At 50.0% G+C, this 24291-nt stretch carries 19 protein-coding genes; 1 reads left to right on the top strand and 18 read right to left on the bottom strand.

All coding sequences use genetic code 11. The features are described from left to right. Positions 1 to 66: 66 nt before the first annotated feature. The 6 genes from JHJ32_RS03670 to JHJ32_RS03645 all read right to left on the bottom strand — a co-directional run bounded on the left by JHJ32_RS03670 (position 67) and on the right by JHJ32_RS03645 (position 9926). Positions 67 to 1347, bottom strand: a complete 1281-nt coding sequence (locus JHJ32_RS03670; RefSeq protein WP_200119910.1) for a sialidase family protein — start codon at positions 1345 to 1347, stop codon at positions 67 to 69. 33 nt (positions 1348 to 1380) lie between these two features. Beyond that, on the bottom strand, positions 1381 to 2055 hold the full coding sequence (locus JHJ32_RS03665) for a hypothetical protein (RefSeq protein WP_139378631.1): 675 nt from the start codon (positions 2053 to 2055) through the stop codon (positions 1381 to 1383). Between the two features lie 109 nt (positions 2056 to 2164). Continuing rightward, positions 2165 to 3466 carry an exo-alpha-sialidase gene (locus tag JHJ32_RS03660; RefSeq protein WP_200119908.1) on the bottom strand — a complete coding sequence of 434 codons (1302 nt, stop codon included), beginning with the start codon at positions 3464 to 3466 and terminating at the stop codon, positions 2165 to 2167. A gap of 48 nt (positions 3467 to 3514) precedes the next feature. Next, positions 3515 to 5155, bottom strand: coding sequence for a RagB/SusD family nutrient uptake outer membrane protein (locus tag JHJ32_RS03655; RefSeq protein WP_200119907.1), 1641 nt, complete (start codon positions 5153 to 5155; stop codon positions 3515 to 3517). Between the two features lie 34 nt (positions 5156 to 5189). Further along, complete coding sequence (locus JHJ32_RS03650) at positions 5190 to 8189, bottom strand: TonB-dependent receptor (protein ID WP_200119906.1); 3000 nt, start codon at positions 8187 to 8189, stop codon at positions 5190 to 5192. 213 nt (positions 8190 to 8402) lie between these two features. Beyond that, positions 8403 to 9926 (bottom strand): sialidase family protein, encoded by a 1524-nt coding sequence (locus JHJ32_RS03645; protein ID WP_200119905.1) that lies wholly within the window; start codon positions 9924 to 9926, stop codon positions 8403 to 8405. 247 nt (positions 9927 to 10173) lie between these two features. On the opposite strand from JHJ32_RS03645, the gene JHJ32_RS03640 reads away from it, so the two are divergent. Next, positions 10174 to 11058, top strand: a complete 885-nt coding sequence (locus tag JHJ32_RS03640; RefSeq protein WP_079716747.1) for an AraC family transcriptional regulator — start codon at positions 10174 to 10176, stop codon at positions 11056 to 11058. A gap of 7 nt (positions 11059 to 11065) precedes the next feature. Here the strand turns inward: JHJ32_RS03640 and JHJ32_RS03635 are convergent, their stop codons facing one another. The 12 genes from JHJ32_RS03635 to JHJ32_RS03580 form a co-directional block, all read right to left on the bottom strand. Beyond that, positions 11066 to 12361: a folylpolyglutamate synthase/dihydrofolate synthase family protein gene (locus tag JHJ32_RS03635; RefSeq protein WP_200119904.1), complete on the bottom strand. Its 1296-nt coding sequence runs from the start codon at positions 12359 to 12361 to the stop codon at positions 11066 to 11068. A gap of 4 nt (positions 12362 to 12365) precedes the next feature. Continuing rightward, positions 12366 to 13187 (bottom strand): energy transducer TonB, encoded by an 822-nt coding sequence (locus tag JHJ32_RS03630; RefSeq protein WP_079716749.1) that lies wholly within the window; start codon positions 13185 to 13187, stop codon positions 12366 to 12368. Between the two features lie 63 nt (positions 13188 to 13250). Beyond that, positions 13251 to 13658 carry a biopolymer transporter ExbD gene (locus tag JHJ32_RS03625; RefSeq protein ID WP_079716750.1) on the bottom strand — a complete coding sequence of 136 codons (408 nt, stop codon included), beginning with the start codon at positions 13656 to 13658 and terminating at the stop codon, positions 13251 to 13253. 13 nt (positions 13659 to 13671) lie between these two features. Further along, a complete protein-coding gene (locus JHJ32_RS03620) occupies positions 13672 to 14373 on the bottom strand; it encodes a MotA/TolQ/ExbB proton channel family protein (RefSeq protein WP_079716751.1) in 702 nt (233 codons plus the stop codon). 68 nt (positions 14374 to 14441) lie between these two features. Further along, positions 14442 to 15500: an SPOR domain-containing protein gene (locus JHJ32_RS03615; RefSeq protein ID WP_200119903.1), complete on the bottom strand. Its 1059-nt coding sequence runs from the start codon at positions 15498 to 15500 to the stop codon at positions 14442 to 14444. Positions 15501 to 15639: 139 nt separating this feature from the next. Beyond that, complete coding sequence (locus tag JHJ32_RS03610; RefSeq protein ID WP_200119902.1) at positions 15640 to 17373, bottom strand: hypothetical protein; 1734 nt, start codon at positions 17371 to 17373, stop codon at positions 15640 to 15642. 17 nt (positions 17374 to 17390) lie between these two features. Beyond that, positions 17391 to 20420, bottom strand: coding sequence for a tetratricopeptide repeat protein (locus tag JHJ32_RS03605; protein WP_200119901.1), 3030 nt, complete (start codon positions 20418 to 20420; stop codon positions 17391 to 17393). Positions 20421 to 20580: 160 nt separating this feature from the next. Further along, the gene (locus JHJ32_RS03600) at positions 20581 to 21516 is read right to left on the bottom strand and encodes an aspartate carbamoyltransferase catalytic subunit (RefSeq protein ID WP_079716755.1); all 936 of its coding nucleotides are present in this window, start codon (positions 21514 to 21516) and stop codon (positions 20581 to 20583) included. A gap of 21 nt (positions 21517 to 21537) precedes the next feature. Next, positions 21538 to 22089 carry a bifunctional pyr operon transcriptional regulator/uracil phosphoribosyltransferase PyrR gene (gene pyrR, locus JHJ32_RS03595; protein WP_200119900.1) on the bottom strand — a complete coding sequence of 184 codons (552 nt, stop codon included), beginning with the start codon at positions 22087 to 22089 and terminating at the stop codon, positions 21538 to 21540. Between the two features lie 223 nt (positions 22090 to 22312). After that, on the bottom strand, positions 22313 to 22774 hold the full coding sequence (locus tag JHJ32_RS03590; RefSeq protein WP_079716757.1) for an RES family NAD+ phosphorylase: 462 nt from the start codon (positions 22772 to 22774) through the stop codon (positions 22313 to 22315). A gap of 2 nt (positions 22775 to 22776) precedes the next feature. Next, entirely contained in the window at positions 22777 to 23214 is a 438-nt protein-coding gene (locus JHJ32_RS03585) for an antitoxin Xre-like helix-turn-helix domain-containing protein (RefSeq protein WP_176146158.1), read from the bottom strand. A 44-nt stretch (positions 23215 to 23258) separates the two neighbouring features. Beyond that, positions 23259 to 24284 (bottom strand): YCF48-related protein, encoded by a 1026-nt coding sequence (locus JHJ32_RS03580; RefSeq protein WP_200119899.1) that lies wholly within the window; start codon positions 24282 to 24284, stop codon positions 23259 to 23261. Between the last annotated feature and the right edge of the window lie 7 nt (positions 24285 to 24291).

The following is a 24291-nucleotide window of genomic DNA, read 5'->3' as shown; positions in this document are numbered from 1 at the left end:
CAATGGCCCAGCCCATCTACTCAAAGTCAAAAAAAACGTAAATCTCATTCCTTGCTCTTAATTATTTCATTTATTCGATATGTCGCTTGCAACGGACCCCGAAGGCGGAGGCAATTTATCCAGCCCCCGAGGTCGGCTGATCAGTATCCTCGAACCGGACTCCGGACTTTGGAAGCGTCCTTCCAGTATGTCGGCCTCCGTGAAACGTGCCATCAGTATTTCGCCGTCCAGCTCACGGTTCCGGTCGTAGGCTATATATATGGTACCATCAGAAGCCTGGAAGCCATCCGGGTAGGATACTCCCCGCCGCTCGTCGATCATTAAGCCTCCCTTCCAGCTTTTACCATCGTCTTCTGAAAGATAAGCGATCAGTTTAGAACGGAACGCCGTGCGCTCATCCAGCGCGCCGTGCCGTACCATTAGCAGACGGCCCGATTGAAGCCGCCGGATGAAATGGCGGGAGCTGATATGTGGCATGTATCGCTGCGGTGCAGACCAGGTCCTACCCTTATCGGACGAGACGCTCTGCCAGATACCGTCACCTGTCCTGGCGGTCATCCACAGCGTGCCGTCTCGGCGCTCGATGACCTGATGTTCATCGAACTTTGGTTTGGGAAAACGTACGCCTCCCCTGCGCTGCCATGTCTGGCCCCGATCGTTTGAAACGAAGACGTTGGCCATTCGGAAAGTGTCCAGCTCGGGGAACGCTCTCTTATAAACCTCATCCTTTATTTTGCCGCGGTCCCATAGCGACACCGGAAGCATCCATGTGCCATCGGAGAGGACTACCGGTTTGTTGAGCGCGCAGCCGTGCCAGAGCCGTTTTGGCGCTGACCACCGTGGCTCATCGCTGTCAGGGTTTTCGCACACTGTGTACCACAACCCGGCCCGGCCATCGAAGTACGTCATGGACTGATCGAAAAACAACCACAGATTCCCTTGAGGATCCGTCCACAGGTTTCCCACTATCGTCCGTCTGGCATCACTGAGGCTTGGGTCGTGCGGATCGATCACCACCCTTGGCTCAGACCATGTCTGTCCATTATCGTCACTGGTATTCAATACAAAAAAGGCATCTTCATTGTCACCCCCGCCCACCCAACAGGCCCAAATACGCCCATTTGGCGTGCGTTCGATGCCGATGGTCATGCCGTAGTCTAGTCGGTCATAACCATATGTAGGAAGCGGGTTTGTATTGACGATGGGCGTTTCCATGGCTGGCTCTGCACGCTCTTCTACGTTGATCTGATTTCCCTGTGCGCGACTAGCTACATTGAAATATACGATAAACGACAATATCGCCACCGCAGTGCCTATGCACTTAACTAAAACCGACTTGCAATTCATATATCCGCTAATTTTGCTCAATATCTAGCGGCACTAATCCGCCTTTGTAATCTTGACATGACCCAGAAAAAACCGACCTACCTGTGTTGGATCAGACTTAATTTCTATCTGTGTCTCCTTAGTGGCATTCAATACCCGGAATTCCCTTGTTGTCCAACTATCTCTGGTGGTCACCTCCAGCTGGCTGACCGATGATATACCGCCATTAGCAACGCTGACGTACAATGTCTGCGAAGAACCACCCCAAATGGCCAAATCAACCGACACATTAATATTTACGCTTCCTTCGCCAATCATGTCCAGCGGTGGCGTTCGGATGTATGCATCCCTGGATGACTCTGTACCAATTTTCAGATAGCCGGGGCGTTCATACACTTTCGAGCCTTCCCACCCACTGATGCCGCGCAACTCCTTATAAGCCTCGGATACAAGCGCAAAAAAATCCGGGCAACCGTCCGTGTTGATACCGCATTCAGCAACCGGTTTGCTTTCGTCAATAATGTACCTATTGTCGTCATCCCGAGTAAATTCGCCCTTAACACCCGGCTGTTGGTTAATATAATCACCTCCCCAAATCATTTTCTCGAAGTCCTCCTCAAAATAAACGGATCCGATGGTATCATCTTCATCGTCGTCTTTATGCTCCTCATCTTTGGCACAGCTCCATAATGAAGTCACAAAAAGGATAAGCGCAAAAGACCTCAACATCGTCCTCCAATTTCCCGTGCCATATTGTTTTGCAGTTAGCAGATTCGCTGTTGTAACGCGGTTTTTATTTATTCCGTTATTCATGATTCTATCGTCTAAATAAGTTAAATTATTCGAGTTCGAGTGCGCTCAATGGCACACGGGTAATCCCCATATCTTCTTTGCCAATGGAATACATGGTGTATAACCAGCCATCGCGCACGATGGAGCTGGAGTAGGCATATCCAGGGTTCCGTCCGCCTATACCGGAAAATCGATGTCCTGTAGGAGATCCTGTCCGAAAGGCATATACCCGGTCGAAGGTATAGCCGTCTTTGCTGATGGATATGGTCATGGGGTCGCGATCCAAATACAGGGCTTGATCATATCGGTTGACGTTTTGGTTACCAATGAGCAATACGGTTCCGTCTTCCAAGGTTAATGCTTGTGCACGGCTAGGCGAGTCCGGGATATCGGTTGGATAGGGTGCCGCCCATCCACCGGTTCCATCGTTAAAACTCACATACATCCTATTGGTGTGCACGGGGTTATTGGCATGCCCCCAGTCCCTCAGCATGAGCACCAAACCGCCATCCTTGGCCCGGTAGATAAAACTTTCGATCAAACTTTGGCCGTCAACCGCTGTTCGCTGTACACCCCAGCTTGCATTGGCCCACCAACTGATTTGGTCGTTTTCACGATACCATCGATATAGGCGCTCGCCGATAGGCGAGGGAGCAGTTGGCGCATCGTCGCCTTCCATGAATACGGGAAGCGATCCGTTATTGGGCAGGCTTTGGACCAAGAATGGCTCGCCCAACGTTCCTTCCTCGCTCACTGCCCGAGCGATGGGATATACCCCCACACCGTGCACATACGTGATTGCATAAAGGACATCATCGATGATCGCCCAACGATCAGGCTTGAGATGTATGCCGTTTTCCGAACGCGGCAACACCGGGCCCGGAGCAGGAAACAACTCTTCGGCATCCGTCCAATTTCCCCATTCATCAGCGTGGGCATAGAGCACCCGCTGCCCGGGTGCATCTTCGCCAAATTCATGATTGCCCCACATGGCATAAAACCGACCGTTGTGGTGAATCAGACAGGCATAGTGATTGTATGCACCATCTTCACGTACCGAAGGCTGCCACACCACATCATGCTCCGCGTCTGAAAGTATCGGAAACCCTGCCCCATTTCGGATGTCAACCGTGGCCATGGGTGCCTTCCACATCGGAACCACCGGCGTGCCCTTGCTGGTAAACTGATCGGTTTCAACATCCCGCGTGCCCACTTGGATTTTAGTGGTTCGGTCGTCTTCTTCCTTAGGTGCATCAGCTTGGCCGGCTTTACCACATCCACAGGACTGTAACAGAATGAAAAGCCCTACAGTCCAAAAGATATGGTGTTGTTTTGTTATCCGTGTCATTTTGTGTTTGCTTTATTGTTTTATACGATCTATAATACCCACCATCGCTCAGTAGCCCGGATTCTGTTCAAGCCTTCTGCCGATATTGGCATCTATGGCCGATTGCGGAATGGGCCACCATTGGTGATGATCCTGGATTGAATTTCTGGTGAGCTCCCTTATGCTATATTGCCTTACCCGGTCTACCAACCGGCCCATACGCACCAATGTCCGCCGCCGGGGTTCTTCTGTAATCAGTTCCCGCGCACGTTCGTCGAGGATGAAGTCTTCCGTCACATCAGCGGCGTCGATCAACGTTGCGTTCGCACGTGCCCTCACCTTATTGATGTCGATTGCCGCATTTTCGCGGTTACCCATCCTGAAGTAAGCCTCAGCCCGCAACAAATACGTTTCGGCAAGGCGGTATACGATAAAATCCTGATAAGTGCGGCCGGACCAGGAAGTGCTGGTATGGGTCAGCGTACCCACATCGCCTTCGATCTTGCGCGGATAGGGATAAATATTCTGCATGGTATCGATTTCTGATGTCTTCGGTTCTACAACCTGCCCGAAGTAAGCCGATGACGGGTTCGTGTACCGGAGCTCCCTCCGCATGTTATGCACGGAATTGCGCATGTCGTTGTTCCAATCGTTGGCCCATACGTCGTAGAGGAAATAAGGCGTGGGCCGGACTTGTCCGGTACCTCTGCCCAAGCTATCGACGACTACCATGCCCGACCGACCATCGGGATCAGTAAGCCGCTCATACCAAGGTCCCCAGTTCCGCAGCCGATTATTTCCGTTGCTTCCTCCCTGGCCGCCTATAGTCATGTCTTCAAATTGCCAAACGTAAATAGATTCCAAGTTACCTGAACTTCTGTTTTGATTACCGTCCTTGAACAAATCCGAAAACGGGTCACCGGGTTCATTCAGCTTAGTACCAAACCGTTCAGTCATCAGTTGGTAATGACCCGAATTGATGACCCGATCAGCACTTGCCACCGCATTTTCGTATTGGCCCAGACTGATATAGACTTCCGTCAGCAGGTGGTCCGCAGCAGCCTTAACGATCCGGCCTTCCTTTTCGACAGCGACCGGCAGCCACTGGGAAGCAAATTCGAGGTCTTCCCGTGCAAAGTCCAGTACTTCCTCGCGTGAATTGCGCACAAAGTCCGTTTTTGGGCTGGTATAGATGGTGTCGACAATCGGTACACCACCATAAAGATTAGCCAGCATATTATGTGTGTACGCCCTGAAAAATTTAGCTTCTGCGATAATGGCATTTTTGCGCTCCTCACTGCTCCATATATCAGCCAGTTCGGGATTTTCGGCATATACAATAATCGTATTGGCCTGGAGCAGCATATCCTGATAAGCCCAGTTCCACACCCATTCGATGTGGTTTTCGGTGGGCGTTTGCAAGGTATTGTAGTTGTTGCTGCTGACCGAACTGTTTCCAAACGAGGCGACGTCAGTGGAAGTCTGCATGATGTAAAAGTAACGCGACGCATCGCGAGCCGCCATTTCATCGCGCGCCGCCTTATGCAGCGCAGTCATATAGGCTTCAAAGCCCCTTTCAGACGTCAAGATGCCCACGGTGCTGTAATCCGATAATGGCACCTCTTCGAGGAAATCCGAAGTGCATGAGTGATGGGCCATTAGCAATACCGCTAAAACCATCACATTACCTATCTTCTTAAGCGTTTTCATTGTATCGTCTTTATGTAGTTAGTTTAGTAATCGTTTAAAAGCCCAGTCTTAAACCCAGTGTATATGATCTGGCAATCGGATACCGATCGGTAGAGACCGATTCCGGATTTGTGCCCAACCAATCGGTAAAGGTCAACAGGTTTTTGCCGCTCAAAAACACACCGAGCTGGGTCAACCGATGTTTCGACAGGAATTCCGATGGAAACCGGTAAGCCAATGATACATCCTGTACGCGGATGAAATTGCGGCTCAAATACCAGCTATGCCCGAGGACGCTTCGCCGGTATTCGAGCGAAGGCCTCGTATTGGAGCGGTTTTCCGGGGTCCACCAACCTCCATCGAACATATTACCGGGCCGTATCGGATCCAAGCTGTTACTATAGAAGTCCAAATCGTTGAACGTCGCAATCCAACCCTGCATCGCATTGATAAAGATCGACAGATCAAAGTTGCCGTACCTAAAATTGTTGGTTATGCCCCAACGGAATTTAGGTTGGCCTCCCTGTCCGATAATGGTTCGGTCATTATCGGCTTCGACGCGGCCATCTCCATTAAGGTCCCGGAACCGAGCGAAGCCCGGTTCGTATCCCGCAGGAAGCTCATCGCCCTCCTGGTAGATACCATCAAACACGTAGTCGTAATATACGTTGATCGGCTGGCCAATAAACCACCGATTCCCCAGATCATCATCTTCCCGGCCGTCGCCGTCGGCATCCACGCCGTAGAGGCTCACAATTTTATTTTTATTACGAGAAAGAACAAAATTGGAGGTCCATTCAAACTTTTCCTTTTTGATATTTACCGTGTTCAAGGTCAATTCGATCCCTCGGTTATTTACCTTGCCCAGATTGGTCCAGATGGAGGAATATCCAGTCATTATCGGTATTGACCGCTCGACCAGTAGGTCACGGGTATCCATGTTGTACAGTTCGACAGTGCCACCGATCCGACTATTGAAGAGCTCAAAATCAACCGCCAAATTAGACGTGTAAGTCGTCTCCCACTTGAGGTTTTCATTGGATATATTTGATGGGTATATACCCAACGCCGATTCTGGCCCATAAACGTAACGGGTGATGTTGGCCAAGCTCAACGATTGATAAGGCGAAATCGCTTGGTTGCCCACAGCACCATAGGAAACTCTCAGCTTGAGCAAATCCACATAGCTGCTGTTTTGCAGAAATGACTCGTCGGATGCGATCCACGCGAATGCTGCAGACGGGAATGTTGCATATTTATTGTTAGCCGCGAATACGGAGCTACCGTCCCGCCTTGCCGTCAAGGTAACGAGGTACCGGTCTTTCAGCCGGTAATTGATCCTTGCCATCGACGAGATGCCTGACACCTTTTGAGCAGAAGAAGATACCGTTTGAAGTTCGCCGACATTAAGCCGATTCCATCCAAATGCATCAAACTCCAGCTGATCTGCACTCGCTGTCGTGGTCTCCTGGTTTTCGCGGTTTGCGCCGTACATCAACGTGACGTCAAACGCATGGTTGTCTCCCAATTTGAACTTGTAATCCAAGATATTTTCCAGCACCCAGTCCTGAGCTTTCCAGTTCCGCTTAGAGGCAGATGTCGTATTGGCTTCGGGCAGATGGATGTCCTGAGCGGTAGCTTGGTAATCGCGAATCCAACGATAATTCGCCGAATAGTTGACCCGAAAGCTCAACCCATCAATCCAAGGAACGTCAACCAATGTAAAGAAATTGGCAAAGAGATTATTCCTGTAATTGTCGTTTTCCGAAAGGTAATTGTTTCGCATGGGATTTGCAGATACGCCTTGGTCCTCCGGTACCGTAAATTGCGTGGGGGATCCGTCCTCGCGATACCACGTTCCATAGGGACTTTGTCTCGAAGCCAATGAAATCGATGCAGGTACACCGGATTGGTCATTTTCTGAAAACATCGTATTGGTACCGATGGTCAACCAATCTGTAATCTTATTTTCAAGATTCACGCGGAAAGCCATTCTACGGAGGTTGTCATCGTGTACCAACCCATTTTCGCGCGACATGGAAGCGGAGAGGTAATAGTTCGTGTGGTTGGTATTGCCGGCAAGGCTCACATCTGTTGAAAAGATCCTACCCTGTTGAGCGATCATGTCATATGGATCTACAATACGGCCATTCCGGTAGTTTTCGGCTTCTGTCAGCGTCAAATATGTGGCGACATTGTCTGGATCAAAAGGTACGCCCCTGAGCCTGCGGATTTCCATTGACTTTTCGAGATAGCGTTCCGGCGTCAGTAGCTGCATCCTAGCCGCCCAGTCGGACAGGCCGTAAAACGTATTCAGGTTAATGTTTGGCTTTTCTGTTTTGCCCCGCTTAGACGTGATCAGGATCACGCCATTCGCGGCTCGTGAGCCGTAGATAGCCGCCGCACTGGCGTCTTTCAGGATCTCCATGGACTCAATATCATTGGGATTGATATCGATCATACTTCCGTTAAAAAAAATACCGTCAAGAATGATCAATGGATTGTTCCCGGCACTCAAGGACCTGGGGCCACGTACTAGAATGGTTCCATTCTGTCCAGGCCGGCCATTGTCTGTAAACTGCACGCCGGCTACCCGGCCCCGCAGTGCCTGCGTCACGTTGGTATTAGGCAGGTTCTCAGTTTCCGCCATATCCACCTTGCTCACCGACCCGGTAACGTTGCGGCGCGATTGGGTGCCATAGCCCACGACCACCACTTCGTCTAAGGATGAAGTGCTGGCCATAAGCAGCACATTAATTGTTTCATTCTGCCCTACAGCCACTTCTTGTGTGGTGTAACCCACATTCCTGAATACCAAAGTGTCGCCGCTGTTGGCTTGGATGCGGTATTGGCCGGTTGCGTCGGTGACTGTACGTGCAACACCTTGCTTCACTTCCACGGATACCCCCTCCAAAGGCCCGTCGCTATCGCTCACCACGCCCGACACCGTTTGTTGTCCCTGTGCGAAAGTGGCAGCTATTGGCAAGGTCAAGGCCAGACAGAGGCAAAATACCTGTTGGCTTCTTAATAGCAATAAAAATTTACTCATCATCATTATAATTGATTAGGTTTGAAAATTGGTTAACGCGTTTCCCGTTTATCAACTTCGGCAAATATCCGGCAAAGGCCGGTAAATGCTGTTCAATCATTTATCAACTCTGTATACTCGTTTACCATTTCGCCAAACGCTGGGATATAGCTGATGCACGAATCAAAAACAACGTCCTATAGACCAATATGTTGCATACCACCAAAGCTAGCGCCAAGGTCAGTCATCCGCTTTACTGATCAACTGCTTTTGTTTGGCTTGTTTACCGACAAACCGTCCCTGCTTGATATCTTCCTCGGTAAATGCAGCCATCAAAATCTCTTTCTCTCCCCCACGGGATCTATCGTAGCACACATAGATCAGGCCGTCATCATCCTGTACCACATCCGGATACGAAACGTTGTTACGCTCGTCCAGCAACAACTCATATGGCCATGTCTGCCCATCGTCCAAGGAAAGGCGAGCCGTCATATTCTTCCTTGCCTTACGCGTAGGATCGTTGTTATACACAAGAAGAAGGTTGCCGGACTGCAGCCGTCCGATATATAGCCGTGAATTAGCTGAGGTCAATTCTTCAACTTCCTGCAGGGAAGTCCAGCTTTTTCCTTGATCATCGGAAATACTTTCCTGCACATTTCGTTGCAGCATCCAGATATTTCCGTTAGTCAACTGCACGCACATGTGTTCATAAAAATTGCTGATAGGCTTGTTCAGCGGCCCGCCCTGCAATGTCCAGTGCTCACCTTCATCATCGGAAATGTAAACTGCACTTTGGTGGTTAATCCAATCATAGGACGGCAATAACCACTTTCCCGAAGCCAACACAATGGGTTTGTTCCGGGTCAGCCCATCGCATAAACGCCTTGGAGACGTCCAGGTAGGTTTGTCTGAGGTTGGATTATCAATACGGACAGCCCACGTCCCCCATATGCCGTCAAAACCCTTTGGCCCGGTATTCTGCACCCAAAAAATCCATAATCGCCCTTGGGGATCTTTCCAAAGCTGTGGGTCCATAACCCGCACCGCACTATTGGGATGAGTGATTACCATGGCGGGATCTACCCACTCTTTGCCGTCATCGCTGTACGATATGATGCCGTAATTGCCTGCATCCGGCTCACGAGTGCCGCCCGAAAACCATGCAGCCCACAGCCGCGTTCCTGTTTTTGTGATAGATGGACATCCCTGCCATTTCCGTGTGCTTCTGCCGTATTCAATACCCGGTAACCAGCTGACCTGAGCCGGTTCAGTGATAGATGGCAACGGTCGCGCATCAAAGAATGCTACCGCCCAGCCTTCGTATCGGACATCTTTCAGGCGGAAATTATCGTACACTATGTCCTTCTTGAATATACCAATTTGAACCTCTTGGCCGCTAAAAAGCGTAAACGACGGATGATCCAGTTTAATAAAACCCTGTTCATGTAGAACCGGCTCCTGTGATCCCGGCTCTCCCGCAAGCGGAGTAACGACGAAGAGGCTACCTGTAGTAACCGGAACAATACGGTTTCTCCCTGCCATTGAGCCAATAATGTAGCCTGACCCCCGCAGGAAACGGGGCAATTGCTTAAATACATAACGCTCATCGGCAAATATGGGAGCTCCTTTTCGTGCTATACCCACTTTATCCGCTTTTTCAGGAACAACGGCTGCAAGGACCTTGGTACTGTCGGGAAATTGTGCACGGACATCGGTCCCGAAGCAAATTATCAACGCGATAGTAATGATAGATTTATAAAACATAGGTTTCTCAATTCGTCCAAATATCCCTTGATCAATCCTAAATTCTGTTCAACCATTTAGCTATTATGTATACTAATTTATCATACCAATAATCCCGAATTGCCCGTCAAACGATCAAAAAAACAACACACATCATTAAAAATCAATTATTTACACAAAAACAAAACTCAACTACCTCCTACAGGGTGATTTGTATTTGTATACACTTTTCCTTAAACTTGTCCCTATAACCAATTATTAGCAAGTCATGAAGCCCCATTTTCATTTGGTACCAAGGACCACAGCATACCCCTATCTTTCGCGACAGCACACCCTACCTAACTTTGGTACAGTATGGCATTATCATCCTGAATTGGAGTTACATTACATCGTCCGGGGCGAAGGGGTTCGTTTTGTCGGCGACAACATCAGCAATTTCGATGCGGGGGAGTTATTACTGTTAGGCGAAAACCTTCCCCATATGTGGCGATGTAACAAGCGGTATTTCCAGGGAAACCCCAATATTACGGCGGAGGCCGTCGTCGTGCAGTTCCTCGCCGATTTCATGGGAAGAGATTTCCTGCGGAAGCCAGAAGCAGCGGCCATCCACGCCCTGTATGAACGCGCCCGGTACGGGCTGGTCATCCACGGCAGGACCAAAAAACAGGTGGTAACCCTAATGCGGGAGTCCGTTCAAGCTGAAGGCCTGTCCCGGCTGATGCTGATATTCAACATGCTGCACGTATTGGCCGACAGTAAAGAGGTAACGCAAATCGCGACAGGCTGGACGACACACCAGGCGAATAAGGACGAGACCGATCGGATTAATAAGGTATACCATTATATCCTGTCCAATTACCGCAACGAAATCACGTTAGACGAGATTGCTACAGTGGCCCATTTGAGTGTCACATCATTTTGCCGTTACTTCAAGATGATGACCAAAAAGACGTTTCGCGATTTCCTCATCGAAGTGCGCATTAGCCACGCTAAGCGTATGCTTATTGAAGACAGCATATCTACCACGGAAGCCATCTGCTTTGAGTGCGGATTCAACAACCGTTCTAACTTTTTCCGGCATTTCAAACGCATCACCGGCTGCACACCGGTTGAATACCGGCATCGGTATTTGTACGAAAACGTATTTGTGTAGGAGTGCCTCAATAAATCGCCAGCAATTCGCCAACCACGAATGTGCTCCCGCCGACGAAAATCAGATCATCCGCCCCTGCGTGCTGCCTCGCCGCCTGCAACGCTTCGCGCACGCTGGTAAATGCGCTGCCCTCCAGGCCATAGTTTATGGCTGCGGCATGCAGCTCTTGCGCAGGGAGTGCCCTGGGCATCGCCACCTGGCAAAAATAATAGCGGGCCTCCCGGGGCAGCATGGGAAGCATGTTGTTCAAGTCCTTATCGCGCATCACACCGATGACCATATGCAACGCATGATGAGGCGTGGCGCTGATATTCGCCAGCACTTCGCGCCACCCATCGGCATTATGGCCGGTGTCGCAAATAACCAATGGGTCAACCGACAGCGTCTGCCAGCGGCCCATCAAGCCGGTAAGGTGCTGCACTTGCATCAGGGCTTGCCCGACATGCGTATCAGTAATGGAAAATCCCATCCGCCGCAGCTCATCCACCGCACAAAGTACGGTAGCAAGGTTTTTCGTCTGGTAGCTACCCGTCAAATCCAATGCATACACCGCTTCGTTCCTTGCAGACCGATGGTTGACGTTTACGTGCAAGAATCCCGAGTGCTTGTTCATGGACGTCACCTGCCACAGCTGCGATGCGTACATCAGGCGGCTTGCATGGACGGCAGCGGCACGTTCGAAAACACCGGCCACTTCCATCTGCCATTCGCCGATTATCACTGGCACACCCGGTTTGATGATTCCGGCTTTTTCACTGGCGATCTCCTGCAACGTATTGCCCAATAGCTGTATATGGTCATAACCAATGTTGGTAATAATGGAGAGCAAGGGGGTGATAATATTGGTCGAATCAAGCCTGCCTCCCAACCCCGTTTCGACGATAGCGATATCTACCTGTTCGTCAGCAAAACACTTAAATGCCATTGCAACCGTCACTTCAAAGAATGAAGGTTCGACGGCCGCTATCAACGGTTGGTATTCGCCTACGAAGTCAACGACTGCCTGCTTGGCAATCATAACCCCGTTGATGCGTATCCGCTCGCGGAAATCCAGCAAATGCGGTGAGGTGTAGAGTCCGGTTTTGTAACCAGCAGCCTGCAGGATGGCCGCCAGCATATGCGACGTAGAGCCTTTGCCGTTCGTGCCGGCAATATGCACCGCCTTAAAGCGCTCCTGCGGGTTGCCGAGCGCTTCGCAAAGCCGGTAAGTGTTAGTCAGATCTTTTTTTAACGCCGATGCACCATCGCGCGTAAACATCGGCAAACGCGCGTACAGGTAGTCGACCGCTTCTTCGTATTGCATGCGCTTATTTCAACCGAAATCGAACCGGAACAATGGCCTTCTGAACAGTTGGTGCCCGTTCCAGCTCATTAAGCCGCGCTCCGCGCAAAGCACGCTCGCATTTTTCCCAAAGGCTTCTGTCGGGCAAGGTCGTGCCTTTCACGCCCGCCCGGGCATAAGTAATCGTTCCGTTTGGCGCTACATGCACCTCCACCGCCACGACCCCAGCCTGCTGGCCGTTGTCTTCAATTTGCGGCGGCACAACCCAGCGCCTATTTGCGATGGTGAGCCCCTCGGTACCAAAGCCCGACCCGCCTTCGCCATAGTTTGCTGCCAGCGGATCACCCTGGGCGCTTCCCTGATTGCCTCCTTCGGCTCCCGTACCATCGCCCCTTCCTGCGGCATTATTGCGCTTGCCGGTGTACAGGGCATTGGGATTGACTGCCGGTTTACTTTCCTTTTTTTCTACGGTAGCCTCCTCGGCGTTGGCCTTTTTTGTTTCGTTGGCCACCACAGCCGGTGCATCATCCATATCTTGGGTAGCGACTGTCCGCTCGGTTACCTGCTGGGACGGCGTCGGTTGTGTCTCCTGCTGTGGGTCTATCCTATCCGGCCGTACATGATTAGCATTTGGATCCATGGACGCCTCGTCGACGGTCATGTAGTCATCCCCCATGCCCACTTCCGCAGTGCCGTAATTGACAATAATGCCTCCTGTCCCAATTTCAGGGAAAGCAGAACCGATCATGATAAAAAAACTAAGCAGTAACAGCCCGCCCATCACGCCGCCCGAAATCCACAACGCCTTCGGGTAGTTGTTGTCTTCCTGTAAGTGATAATAGCCCATGGTGTTTAAAACGTCCTCTTTTAATTAGATGCGTGCCCAATACGCATTCCATAAATCAACCTATTATTCCCGCAGTGGTTCGGTTGCCAATACCAATCGTATCTTGAGCTTATTGGCAATATCCATCACCGAGATAATATTTTGTATCGGCACCGTGCTATCTGCATACAGCATAATGGTCAGCTCCTCTCCCGGCTGGACATAGGCCTGGATAGCGTTCGATAGATTAGCGTAAGGCACCTCCTGCTTATCAAGATAATATTTCAAATCCTGGGTCACAGACACCGTCACCGTCTTCTTCGCGACTGATTGCTCACCCGCACTCGAACGGGGCAACAGTAATTTCACGACCTGCGGGTTTGCCACAGCAGAGGCCAACAGGAAAAACAACATCAGGAAAAACATGATGTCGTTCAACGAATCCGTAAATACCCTAACTTCTGATTTATTTCGTCTTGCTCGTAAATTCATCGCATTAGCCTATTTAAGCCCCCGGCTCATCCAACAAGTCAACAAACTCTATGGCATCTGTTTCTATCCGGAGAATCAATCGCTCGAGCATGGTATTCAACACATGGTATCCGGAGAACGCCAAAATGCCGATGGTCAACCCCGCAGCCGAGGCTATCATCTTTACATATAATCCTCCTGAGACACTGGCGATATCGATTCCACCTGCAGCCTCTACATCCCTGAAGATGATGATAACACCGAAAATGGTACCGACGAACCCCAGCATCGGCGCTACCGCGGCAATGATACTTAATAGATTAAGGTTTTTCTCTAATCTCGCGACCTCCAGTTTGCCGATGTTCTCAATGGCACCCTCGATATCTTTGATGGGCCTACCAATGCGCAGCAGCCCTTTCTCAAGCATTCGTCCAAGCGCGCTGTTACTTGCCCGGCATACGGATAGCGCGGAGTCCAATCTTCCTGATAGCACACTCTGCTTTACGTGCGACATCAAACTGGGATCATATTTTGATGCCTTCTTGATGGTCAGGTATCGTTCAATAAAAACGACCAATGTGGCAAAAAGTAAGAGCGCCAATGGAACCATGATCCATCCTGCTTTTACCAAAAGTCCAATCAAGCTTACTTGTTCGTTTGCAAGTTCTACGGTTTGCTGTGCAGCCCCCGCTAAGCTATCAAGCGGGTATACGGTGTCTTGTTGTAATAGTGACATAAATTGTTGGTGGTTTCCTGAGCTTGTTTTATAATCTGCTTATTAAATTTTTATTACTTATCTCCTTATTATTTTTCCTCGCCGTGTTCTATTTTCGCTATCCAAGCACCCGGTTCGAACGTCTTTTGTACCCTCGCCAACTCACGGTACGCTTCTTCTTCGGTCGCGAAAGATCCCCAGCTTATCTTTTTCCGGTTGCCCGGCATCCGGCTCTCGATGGCGTAAAGATCATAGCCTTTGGCTTTCATCTGCGCGACATATTTATTAGCTTGCGCCATTGTGGCAAACGAGCCGACAATAATTTCATAAGTGACCGATGGTTTTGCAACCATGCCGTTCCCCGGATGTGCCACACTATCTGCTAGGATACTATCCGCAGACATGGCGGCCAATGCCGTGTCTAACTCGGACGTATCGGCGGTAACAACATGCAGTTGAGTAGGCTGGTCTGACGGATCGCTATCCTCCTTATGGGCAGCATCGCTTCCCCGTTGCCCAAAAATCGCGGCCAACTTTGCCCGCTCAAACCAAGCTGGCTTGAAATACCACGCCAACCCGACAGCTGTGGACAACAGCACAGCGGTAAGCACCGCTGCAACCAGCCAGCGCGAGCGCCGCTTTCCGCTTATTGACACCTCATCGGTTGCTTCCTCTCGCTCGGTGACCGCCCCGTTGGTTTCAGCAACCGGCGCTGGCACCACCTTTTGTTCATTCGGCTCCGCCGTAGCGACTGCAACGGACGGCTGTTTCTGTACAAGGGCGGGCTCCTTGATGGGCTTCAGACCGAAGCCCTCCATGTCGTAAGGCTTGAATAGCAAGGAAGCACCATCAGCAAATAAATAGCCCAGCCCCGTCAATAGCGCCTGGCCATGGCGACTGATGGATTCCATAACCTGCGCAACTGCCTTATCCAGTATACGCTTGGCTGTCTGCTCATCCACATGACGTTGCCTTTGCAGGTAAGCGATGATTGGAAACGCTTCCGCATCGCTTTCTATCAACTCAATATAGCTCGTAGGCGGAAGGTAGGCCGACTGCTTTTCATCGTACGACGCAGCTACATGCGTTACCTTAAACACACCGATCTCCGGCACATCCACTGCTGGGTATCGCCTTAACAAATTCACTATACACAGACCCAAATTCATACGATATGATTCCCTTTACTTACCACGTCATAACTGCCGACGCTCGACCCGCAAACTTAGCTAACTTGCCGTTTATATGCAAGTTACAAAAACAGCCTCTAACGCTAAGTGCTAGCCATTAAAACGAAAAGTTTACACCACCGATGACATTCAATCCCAACCTCGGGTAAAACAGATACCGTTCATAATGGGTACCCAGCATATTGTTCATCCGCAGATAAACGCCTATCTGGTCGGTCACCCGGTATTCCGCGCCAGCACTTAGATCGGCAAACGACGGGATGGTGGTTTTACGGGCACCTGTACCACCCAACTCGGTGATGGAATACTCCGATAAATCAATATTCGCATCTCGTACCAAGCCATACGTTTGCCCTTGGAACAGCAACTCGCCGTCGATATATAGCTTATCGCTGATATTGAACCGGGCGTTAGCCGCCAAGCGCATTTTGGGCATATACCAGGCCTCTTCCTCGCGTTGCAGGTCGAACTCATTGAAATTCAATCTGCCCCCGATCGTTACGACCTCCGACACACGTACATTGAGCTCGCCTTCCAGTCCGATAATGGTGCTGGCATTTTCGCCATCCTCATAGAGCAGGCCAAATTCGTAAGGTCTATCCGGAGCGACCGCATAAAATGGCATGCCTTCTATACGGCGGTAGAACGCTTTTACTTTATAGCCGAAGGTCGCGCCTGCATTCCCCTTAATACCGCCGAATATTTGCATGCGATCCACCGAATTGCGTATATAGTTTGTCCCCCCCAATGCGCCCAGCCAAGGGTTTTCCTTGGTCAGTTCTTTGACCGATGTCTTATTCACGTCACCGTTGATCCCACCAAAAAGGTGCGCATATTGCGGGATTAGTGCAAAATCGATTTCTGCTGAAGGAAAGATGTTGGTCCGCGAAGAATCGCCAAATTCAGACACAAAGTTAGCGCCCAACGTAATGTTGTAGTTCGAACCCTGAAAACGTATGTAAGGATTTATCCGGGCGATATGGTTGCCCAAGTCATACGAAGCGTCTTTTACCGAGGTAAAATCTCCGGAAATGTTTGCTCCGACATTGAATACATTAAGCTGTTTATTCACATAACCTGACAAGGCAAAAGCACTTTCTTTGGTTTCATAGGCATTGCTGTAACTGTATGCATCTGCCTTGAGCGAATAAGAAAGTGCGTCCGTTGCTTGCTCATCGTAATTGCTGGTCAATTCACCGGTAAAATAAATATCATTGAACGCCTGCTTGGCTGGGTTGAGGTTCAAATTCGTGCCATCGGTATCGCCGACCAGACCGTAAAACCGCGTTCCGTACCGATTGTAGCCAATTTCACCGTCCAGGGTGATAGGACCAAGTATCGTCCGGCCAAACACGCCCACTTGTTGTGACGAAAACTTTTGCTCTTCGTAGCTTCCTTGTTGGCTTAAGTGCTTTACATAGCCGCCCAACCGCGTATCTACATAATAGTCTGAACTCAAATAGACTTCTCCCAATATCGAACCCAGATTACCGGCGCCGACCTTCACGTAATTGTTGGTCAGCGCTTGTGTCCTCGTAAAAGGCATCTCCTGGATGGTAAGCTGTTTGGTACCTGTGTTGATATCCAGCTTTCTATCCAGGATGTGATAAGTCAGCTTTGGCTGGTATTGCCGTTTATTGGTCATATCAGGGCTGCGCCGTATTTTCACGGCGTCCGCCAATATCGGACGGTAATCGCGTACGACATCAATCGAATCAATAGTAGCAGGTCTTTCGTCCTTCTGCTCTTCCTGGGCGTACCCCATCATGATCATGCCCGAAAAAATCCCTGTAAGCAAATACCTGTAGCGCATTGATGTATGAAAGATCATAAGTTATTAAATTCCCGTTACTTATTATTCAATTTTTGTAGACGCTCTTTTGCAGAAGGTATCACGTCATCCTCACCTTCATAATTTTCAATCACACTCTCCAACGTGCTCTTTGCCTGAAAATCATCACCTTTCCCCGCATACGCGTCAGCCAGTAGAATAAAGCTCTTGGCTACCCAATAATCATGTGATGCCATATTGTTAATCACCTCGAAAGCAGATTCGATAGCTTTGTCATAGTCCTTGGCCTCGTATTGCAGCTGGCCAACCCGATAGCGCGCCTCGGCGCCCACCACAGTCTGGCTTTTTAGGGCTGCAAGGTTCAATTCTTTCATCGAATTTTGGGTATCTCCTTGGCGCAGGAGGGCCCTGGCCGTATACAGGTGCGCTTTCGCAATATCTTCTTCAGACGAGCGATCATAATCCTTGATCAGCTTGGCATACTTGATGACCTGTTCCATATCGCCGATCTCATAGTAGCAAACCAAGAGGTTATTTACGGCATACCCGTAGTTGGCCTTGTATTCAGACGTAAGTTCCAATTTCTTAAGGTGCACAATTGCTTCGTTGTACTGCCCCAAACCAAGGTAAAGCTCCGATACCGTAAGCAAGGTATTCTCAGTATACTGGCTGGTCCAATCGTTGAGGATGATGTTCAGATCGTGCAATGCTTCCTTAGGGTGACCGGTCCGGTAAAGGCTCACACCTCGGATATAGCGGGCATGTTTTTCCTGTATCGGCTTGGGGAATTTATCAAAATACGCATTGATAGCCTCCACCGCGGCCTGGTATTCTCCGCGTGCAAACAAGGTATGGGCCGCTTGGAATGCCAGGTTATCCTGCTCGGCGGTAGACAGGTCGCCAATATTCGTGCTCGTGGCGTAGTTGATATACCCCGAAGCATCGCCCCTGTCCAGGTAAATGTTTTCAATAGACCGCAGCGCCTGCCGGGCCTCGTCGGTTGTGGAATGTTCCTCCACGACCCTTCTAAATGTCGCCATCGCCGCCTCAGTGTCATCCTTATTATACTGGACAAGGCCGATCGTCATCAATGCCCGCGGAGCGTAACTGCTGCGCGGATATTTCTCAATCATTTGCTGCAGCCCGTCAATAGCGGTATCGTAATCACCCATGGTGAAATAAGTGTAGGGGATTTCAAACGCTACGTCGTCTGCATAGTTCGAGTTGGGGAACCGCTCCACGACCGATCGCAGCGTACTGAGCTTCGCATCGTTATTGCCTTGCAGGCCTTGAATGATGCCCCGTTGAAACAACGCATAATCCTGGCTGGACGCTTTGCTATTGATCAGCCGATCGTAGTATTGCATGGCCCTGCCGTAATTGCGCATCGAGAAGTACGAGTCGCCCAGCCGTGCAATGGCGTCGTTACGTACGTTGGGCTCTATGGCGTTGCCCCCAGTAGACAGAAAACGCTCAAAATAATTGGCGGCGGTATTAAAGCTGTTGTTCCGGAACGCGGCATAAGCCAGCGCATAGTTTGCGTAGGCATAAACGTCGGTATTGCGCGCGGCAGGCATGCGCAGGAAACGTGAAAAATTCTGTACAGCTTCGCCATATTTACGCACTTCGTACATCGCCTCGGCTTTCCAGTACGTCGCTAACGCAGCGATTTCCGGATCGATAGAATATTGCTCCGATCGCATAAACAACGAGATACTGTTTTCGAATGCCCGCTCGTTGTAAAACTCCAATCCCCGGTAGTAAGTAACTTTCTGATAGGCGGCATCGGCTTCTCGACCACGGTTTTTGATCGATTCCAGGATATCCACCGCTGCCCGGTAGTTGTTGGTGCCCAACAGTGTCTCCGCATAAAGCGTTTTGGCTTCCTCCAGCCGCTTGCTGTTTGGATAGGTGTCCAAATATTCCTTTGCGGCCTCCAATGCCACTTGGTGAAACTCGAGTTCGTACGATAGCTTCGCATAGTTAAAGAGCCCTTCTTCCTTCAGCGCCGGGTCAAAGTCCAGCTTGGAGGCCTTGAAAAATGCATTACGGGCACTCTGTTTGTTGCCCACCTTCAGGAAGGCATCGCCGAGCGCAATCATTGCACTTTGGTAATACGCATCAGGTTCCTCCATTTTCTCCAATTCGGCAATGGCTTTTTCATAGTCGCCATTTTTGTAAGCGATATAACCAATCTGGTAGCTATCCTGGTTATTCTGGGTCTTGCCCTGATCGGCCAATTGGAACCTGTCATAGTATTCCTTGGCCCGCTCAAAATCGTTCTTTGCAAAGTAGGTCGCGGCTATGATACGAAACATATCCGTTTCATGCGCTTGCTTGGTGGTCTCCAATATCGGCAGCGCATAGTCCAACACATCATCATACCGGTGATCAAGATAGTACAGGGCCGTGATGTAATAAGGATAGGTCGCCTCATAGGTCTTCGAACCTTTCAACTTCTCAAATTCAGCCAGGGCAACTTTAAACTCCCTGTCCAGGTAGCACAGGTAGGCGTAATAGTAAATGGATGCTTCCTGGTAAACTCCTCCCTCATCTTTAAGCTGCTGGAAAATCGGCTTTGCCGAGGCATAATCATCTGTCATGAAAAAGGAGTAGGCCTGTTTATACCGGAATTCCTTATTTTCGCGCCCCGCTAAATTGCGGCTATCCAGCCTGTTAAACCATTCCAGCGTTTTTTTGTAATCTTTCTTCGCGAAATAGGATCGACCCACCTGGAAGTACGCAGCCTTAGCATTTGCACTGGCTGGGTAATCCTTGATATAACGAAGGAAGCGGCTCTCGGCGTCAGACTCTTCCAGTTCAAGCGCGCAGATAGCCTGATAAAAACGGACATTTTCTTTCAGCAGGGTCAGCTCGGCATGTTCATCTTCCTGCAAGGTCGAATTTATCCGGATCGCTTCCACTTTATCGAAGTGCTTTGCAGCTGCGGCGTACTTCCCTTTTTCGTACAACTCCATACCGGTTTTGTATGCCTGGTTGACTTCCTGCCATGCGCTTTGCTGCGCTAATGCAGGTGATGCTGCTAAACTTAATAGTAAACCTAACTGATAAATCCGATTACACATGCTTCAAATTAATCTATTTTCGTTTTCCTCGATTTCCACACAAAGTTGGGGCCATAAAATACACTCAACGCCAATCCAACCCCCTAAATTACGGGGAAACCATGACGTTTTCCTCAAAAGTTGTCCACAAATGTTAATAACATTGCCCCGCTAAAGCACCTTATCCGCGTGTACCCGCAAGCAAATACAATACGGCCATCCGTACAGCCACACCATTTTCCACCTGGTCCAGGATAATCGAATGATGGCTGTCGGCCACATCACTGGTGATCTCCACGCCACGGTTTATCGGTCCGGGGTGCATGATCGTTATCTCTTTGTCGAGTGAATCGAGCAATTGCTTATTCAACCCGTAAAGCATGGCATATTCCCGTAGGGACGGGAAATAGGCAATATCCTGCCTTTCCAATTGGATACGCAGCATATTAGCTACATCGCACCAGTTGAGTGCATTGACTAAGTTATACTCAACCTTTACCCCGAGCGAACTGATATATTTGGGTATTAAGGTCGTGGGGCCGCACACCATTACCTCCGCACCCAGTTGGCGGAGGCATAGGATATTCGACAACGCGACCCTAGAATGCAAGATATCGCCAATAATAGCGACTTTCTTCCCGGCTACATCCCCATAACGTTCGCGGATAGAGAACGCATCCAATAAAGCTTGGGTAGGATGCTCATGCGCGCCGTCACCCGCATTGACGATCTGTGCCTTTACATGTTTACTCAAAAAAATCCCCGCCCCGGGGTACGGATGCCGCATGACAATCATATCCACCTTCATGGCCAAGATGTTGTTTACGGTATCGATGAGCGTCTCTCCTTTGCTCACCGAGGACGAAGAAGCCGCAAAGTTGATGGTGTCCGCAGATAGCCGCTTTTCCGCCAACTCAAACGAAAGCCGCGTACGGGTAGAGTTTTCAAAAAAGACATTGGCTATCGTGATATCACGCAACGAAGGGACCTTTTTTATCGGACGGTTCAGCACGTCCTTGAAATTGTCAGCTGTCTCGAAAATAAGCTGAATATCGTCCTCGTTAAGGTCTTTAATACCTAAAAGGTGACGCGTGCTGAGTTGCCTTGATGTTGTCATTGATTGCAAAAAACGATGGTCTTAACTTTCTTCTTCTGTCAGTAATGTAATCCTATCGTGCGTATCCACTTCTTTCCACCCCACGGTTACCCGTTGTGAATCTATGGAATCCACCTGAATGCCGATGTAATCGGGCTCGATGGGCAATTGCCGTGAAAAACGACGATCCACCAGGACTAACAATTCTATCTTGGCAGGACGTCCGAACGCTTGCAGTGCATCCATCGCCGCGCGGATGGTCCTTCCGGTCCACAGCACGTCATCCATAAGGATGACCTTCTTGCCCTCTACAATGAAATCAATATGTGTGCTGCTCGGCACCAGCGGCCCACTGTCTTTTCTTCGGAAATCGTCGCGAAAAAAGGTGATATCCAACTCACCGTAAGCAATGGCCGATACGCCTTCTATCTCTTTCAGTTCCTCTACAATCCGCCTTCCAAGATAGATACCCCGGGGCTGAATACCAATAATCACCGAATTGGAGAAGTCGGTATGATTCTCTATCAGTTGATGACACAGTCGCTGAATAGTAATCTGGAATTTCTGACCTTCCAATAATATAGATTGTTTCATCAAAAACAATTATTGATTGATTGTATGTTCTTCAGTGGCATCAATGAGATCGCTACGCTGAGTTTTCCTTTGGCCAGATGGAACCTGCATTTCATCGCCTTTTCCGTCGGGCACTGACCTATCAGGCCTCAGTCGAAACTGACTTTCAAATCGGCACGGAATACGGCACAAACCTACTACATTTTTTTGACTTACCATGTCCCCGTACAATATTTTTCCGCCTTCACAGCCTATCCAACAGCCTCGAATCCATCGTAAAAACTTCAGGTTTGGAAAATCTCAGGGCATTGAAATTCACGGCCTGTGTATTGATAATGACATTGCGCTCAGATGGAACAATTACCGACGGCACGGAGAAGGCCACAATGGAAGGTTCGTTGAGGATCTGTGCGCCTAACCACTGCGAATAACCAACGTTATCCGGCCAATCATCCACCAAGCGCGAACTATCGGCATGGTAAATCCGGCCCGCAGCTTCCGGTATTTCAATTTGCAAAAGCATCAATTCCGTCATATTTTCCCTCCCCCGGGCATGTACAAATTTCTCCAACAAAGCGAGCGAAATATGTTCGCTGGTATACAGACAGGCCAGGCCTTTTGGATTCCAGCGACCGCCGTACAATCGGGCTCCCACACCTGCCATGTCCATGATGTAATTTCGGGCAGCCAACCGGTACACCTTCATGCTCAACTGTAAACACCATAAATCATCCGGCCCAGCTCATCGGCAATAAGCTGAACCCCACCAAAAGACTGTAGCGCCTCGAATCCAATATCCTTGCCAAGGATGGACTTCGGCATACGAAGCCAGGCTTCAAAAGCCTTTACATTGTCAAAAACCGACAAGCCTGTATTGGCCAACGCAGCCAGCTGATGAAGATGCTCGGCATGTAACCCTTCGAATGGTTTCTGATCCTTAAGGTAGCGCTGCAACGTACGCTCGCTAATGTGGAGAATGCCCGCCCATTCCTGCTGCGTGAAAGGCAACTTCTCGCTAAGGGATTCAAATTGGGATATCGGAAACAAACCGAGCTCCACAGAAGACAAATACATAGCCGCCGGCTCCGTAGCTAGTCGAGCGCTTATGGCCGACGATTGCGGCTTGTCGTATTGGATAGCTTTCATGATTACGCCTTTTGTCATGCAAACATACGACAATTGTTTGACTCCTAAAAATTCATCTGTAAGGAGGCTATCCGCCCATTTGCCCCAGCCAGGACCACCCAGGTACCGGCTTTGGCTTGCCGCACCACATGGAAACTCTCCTTTGAAACGGCATTCCACGTCATCCCGCCATCCGACGAAATATCCACACCCGATGTACCAACGGCCACTAAATCACGCGCACCTACATACTCGGCTGCCGAACGGAAACCATGGGTACCCACCGTCGGCTGTTGCCATGTAGCACCACCGTCGGCAGTCACGAATACGACACTGTCCGTGCTCCGATCTGCCTGATAGTCACCGCCAACCACGACACCGTGCCTTTCATCCCGGAAGGCCACGGAGAATATTCCGGTGGAAGCGCTGCCCTGGATAATCGGGCAACCATAGGCCCGCCACGTATTCCCATGGTCTGCTGAATGCAAAAGCCGGGCGTGGCTGCCCCCTGTGCCGATAAACGCATGCCCTGCCGACAAGGTACGGATGCCGGTCCCGCTGGCAGCAAACCCGGCTTCACCATCGCCCAGACGGACGTCGGCCTGTTCACTGATGTCTTGCCATGTCTTTCCCCGGTCTTCGGTTGCCAGCAGTTGCATAACGCCGTCAATCGGATCACCGTAGGCCAGCCCCCTCCCGTTGTCCCAGAAATCCATGCCGTCAAAAAAAATTTCGTGCCGCTCATCCCGGTAGGTTTCCTGCCAGGTCGTGCCCCCATCAGTAGTGCGGAGTATCACTAAGGGCGATCCAGCGCTGATAATAATTGCCTCAAGGCCCGAAAACACCTCAATATCACGGAAGTCTGTCGCTTCATGGCCGGCTACCTGTTGCCAGCGCCATGTTCGTCCGCCATCCGTCGTACGGCTTACCCAACCAGCGCTCCCGCTTACCCAAGCTACCGAATCGTCGAGTACTGAAAGCCCGCGGATACTGGTTGGCTTACCCCCTTCCAACATCGCGATTTGTGCCCCTTGTCCGTATGCAGATAGCACCACGGCACAGCTACTGATGATGCCTAATAACCACTTCATCGTATTC

Source organism: Parapedobacter sp. ISTM3 (assembly GCF_016533505.1).
Classification (GTDB): Bacteria; Bacteroidota; Bacteroidia; order Sphingobacteriales; family Sphingobacteriaceae; genus Parapedobacter; species Parapedobacter luteus.
Note: the sequence above shows the minus strand (reverse complement) of the source record. Positions and strands in the feature narration are given on the sequence as shown.

Excerpts from the sequence above, each read along its gene's own strand:
- JHJ32_RS03655 (WP_200119907.1), bottom strand. The coding sequence starts at position 5,155 with ATGAAAACGCTTAAGAAGATAGGTAATGTGATGGTTTTAGCGGTATTG.
- JHJ32_RS03620 (WP_079716751.1), bottom strand. The coding sequence starts at position 14,373 with ATGTCACTATTACAACAAGACACCGTATACCCGCTTGATAGCTTAGCG.
- JHJ32_RS03605 (WP_200119901.1), bottom strand. The coding sequence starts at position 20,420 with ATGTGTAATCGGATTTATCAGTTAGGTTTACTATTAAGTTTAGCAGCA.
- JHJ32_RS03640 (WP_079716747.1), top strand. The coding sequence starts at position 10,174 with ATGAAGCCCCATTTTCATTTGGTACCAAGGACCACAGCATACCCCTAT.
- JHJ32_RS03600 (WP_079716755.1), bottom strand. The coding sequence starts at position 21,516 with ATGACAACATCAAGGCAACTCAGCACGCGTCACCTTTTAGGTATTAAA.
- JHJ32_RS03665 (WP_139378631.1), bottom strand. The coding sequence starts at position 2,055 with ATGTTGAGGTCTTTTGCGCTTATCCTTTTTGTGACTTCATTATGGAGC.
- JHJ32_RS03610 (WP_200119902.1), bottom strand. The coding sequence starts at position 17,373 with ATGATCTTTCATACATCAATGCGCTACAGGTATTTGCTTACAGGGATT.
- JHJ32_RS03580 (WP_200119899.1), bottom strand. The coding sequence starts at position 24,284 with ATGAAGTGGTTATTAGGCATCATCAGTAGCTGTGCCGTGGTGCTATCT.
- JHJ32_RS03650 (WP_200119906.1), bottom strand. The coding sequence starts at position 8,189 with ATGATGATGAGTAAATTTTTATTGCTATTAAGAAGCCAACAGGTATTT.
- JHJ32_RS03585 (WP_176146158.1), bottom strand. The coding sequence starts at position 23,214 with ATGAAAGCTATCCAATACGACAAGCCGCAATCGTCGGCCATAAGCGCT.
- JHJ32_RS03630 (WP_079716749.1), bottom strand. The coding sequence starts at position 13,187 with ATGGGCTATTATCACTTACAGGAAGACAACAACTACCCGAAGGCGTTG.
- JHJ32_RS03670 (WP_200119910.1), bottom strand. The coding sequence starts at position 1,347 with ATGAATTGCAAGTCGGTTTTAGTTAAGTGCATAGGCACTGCGGTGGCG.
- JHJ32_RS03625 (WP_079716750.1), bottom strand. The coding sequence starts at position 13,658 with ATGAATTTACGAGCAAGACGAAATAAATCAGAAGTTAGGGTATTTACG.
- JHJ32_RS03660 (WP_200119908.1), bottom strand. The coding sequence starts at position 3,466 with ATGACACGGATAACAAAACAACACCATATCTTTTGGACTGTAGGGCTT.
- pyrR (WP_200119900.1), bottom strand. The coding sequence starts at position 22,089 with ATGAAACAATCTATATTATTGGAAGGTCAGAAATTCCAGATTACTATT.
- JHJ32_RS03645 (WP_200119905.1), bottom strand. The coding sequence starts at position 9,926 with ATGTTTTATAAATCTATCATTACTATCGCGTTGATAATTTGCTTCGGG.
- JHJ32_RS03635 (WP_200119904.1), bottom strand. The coding sequence starts at position 12,361 with ATGCAATACGAAGAAGCGGTCGACTACCTGTACGCGCGTTTGCCGATG.
- JHJ32_RS03590 (WP_079716757.1), bottom strand. The coding sequence starts at position 22,774 with ATGAAGGTGTACCGGTTGGCTGCCCGAAATTACATCATGGACATGGCA.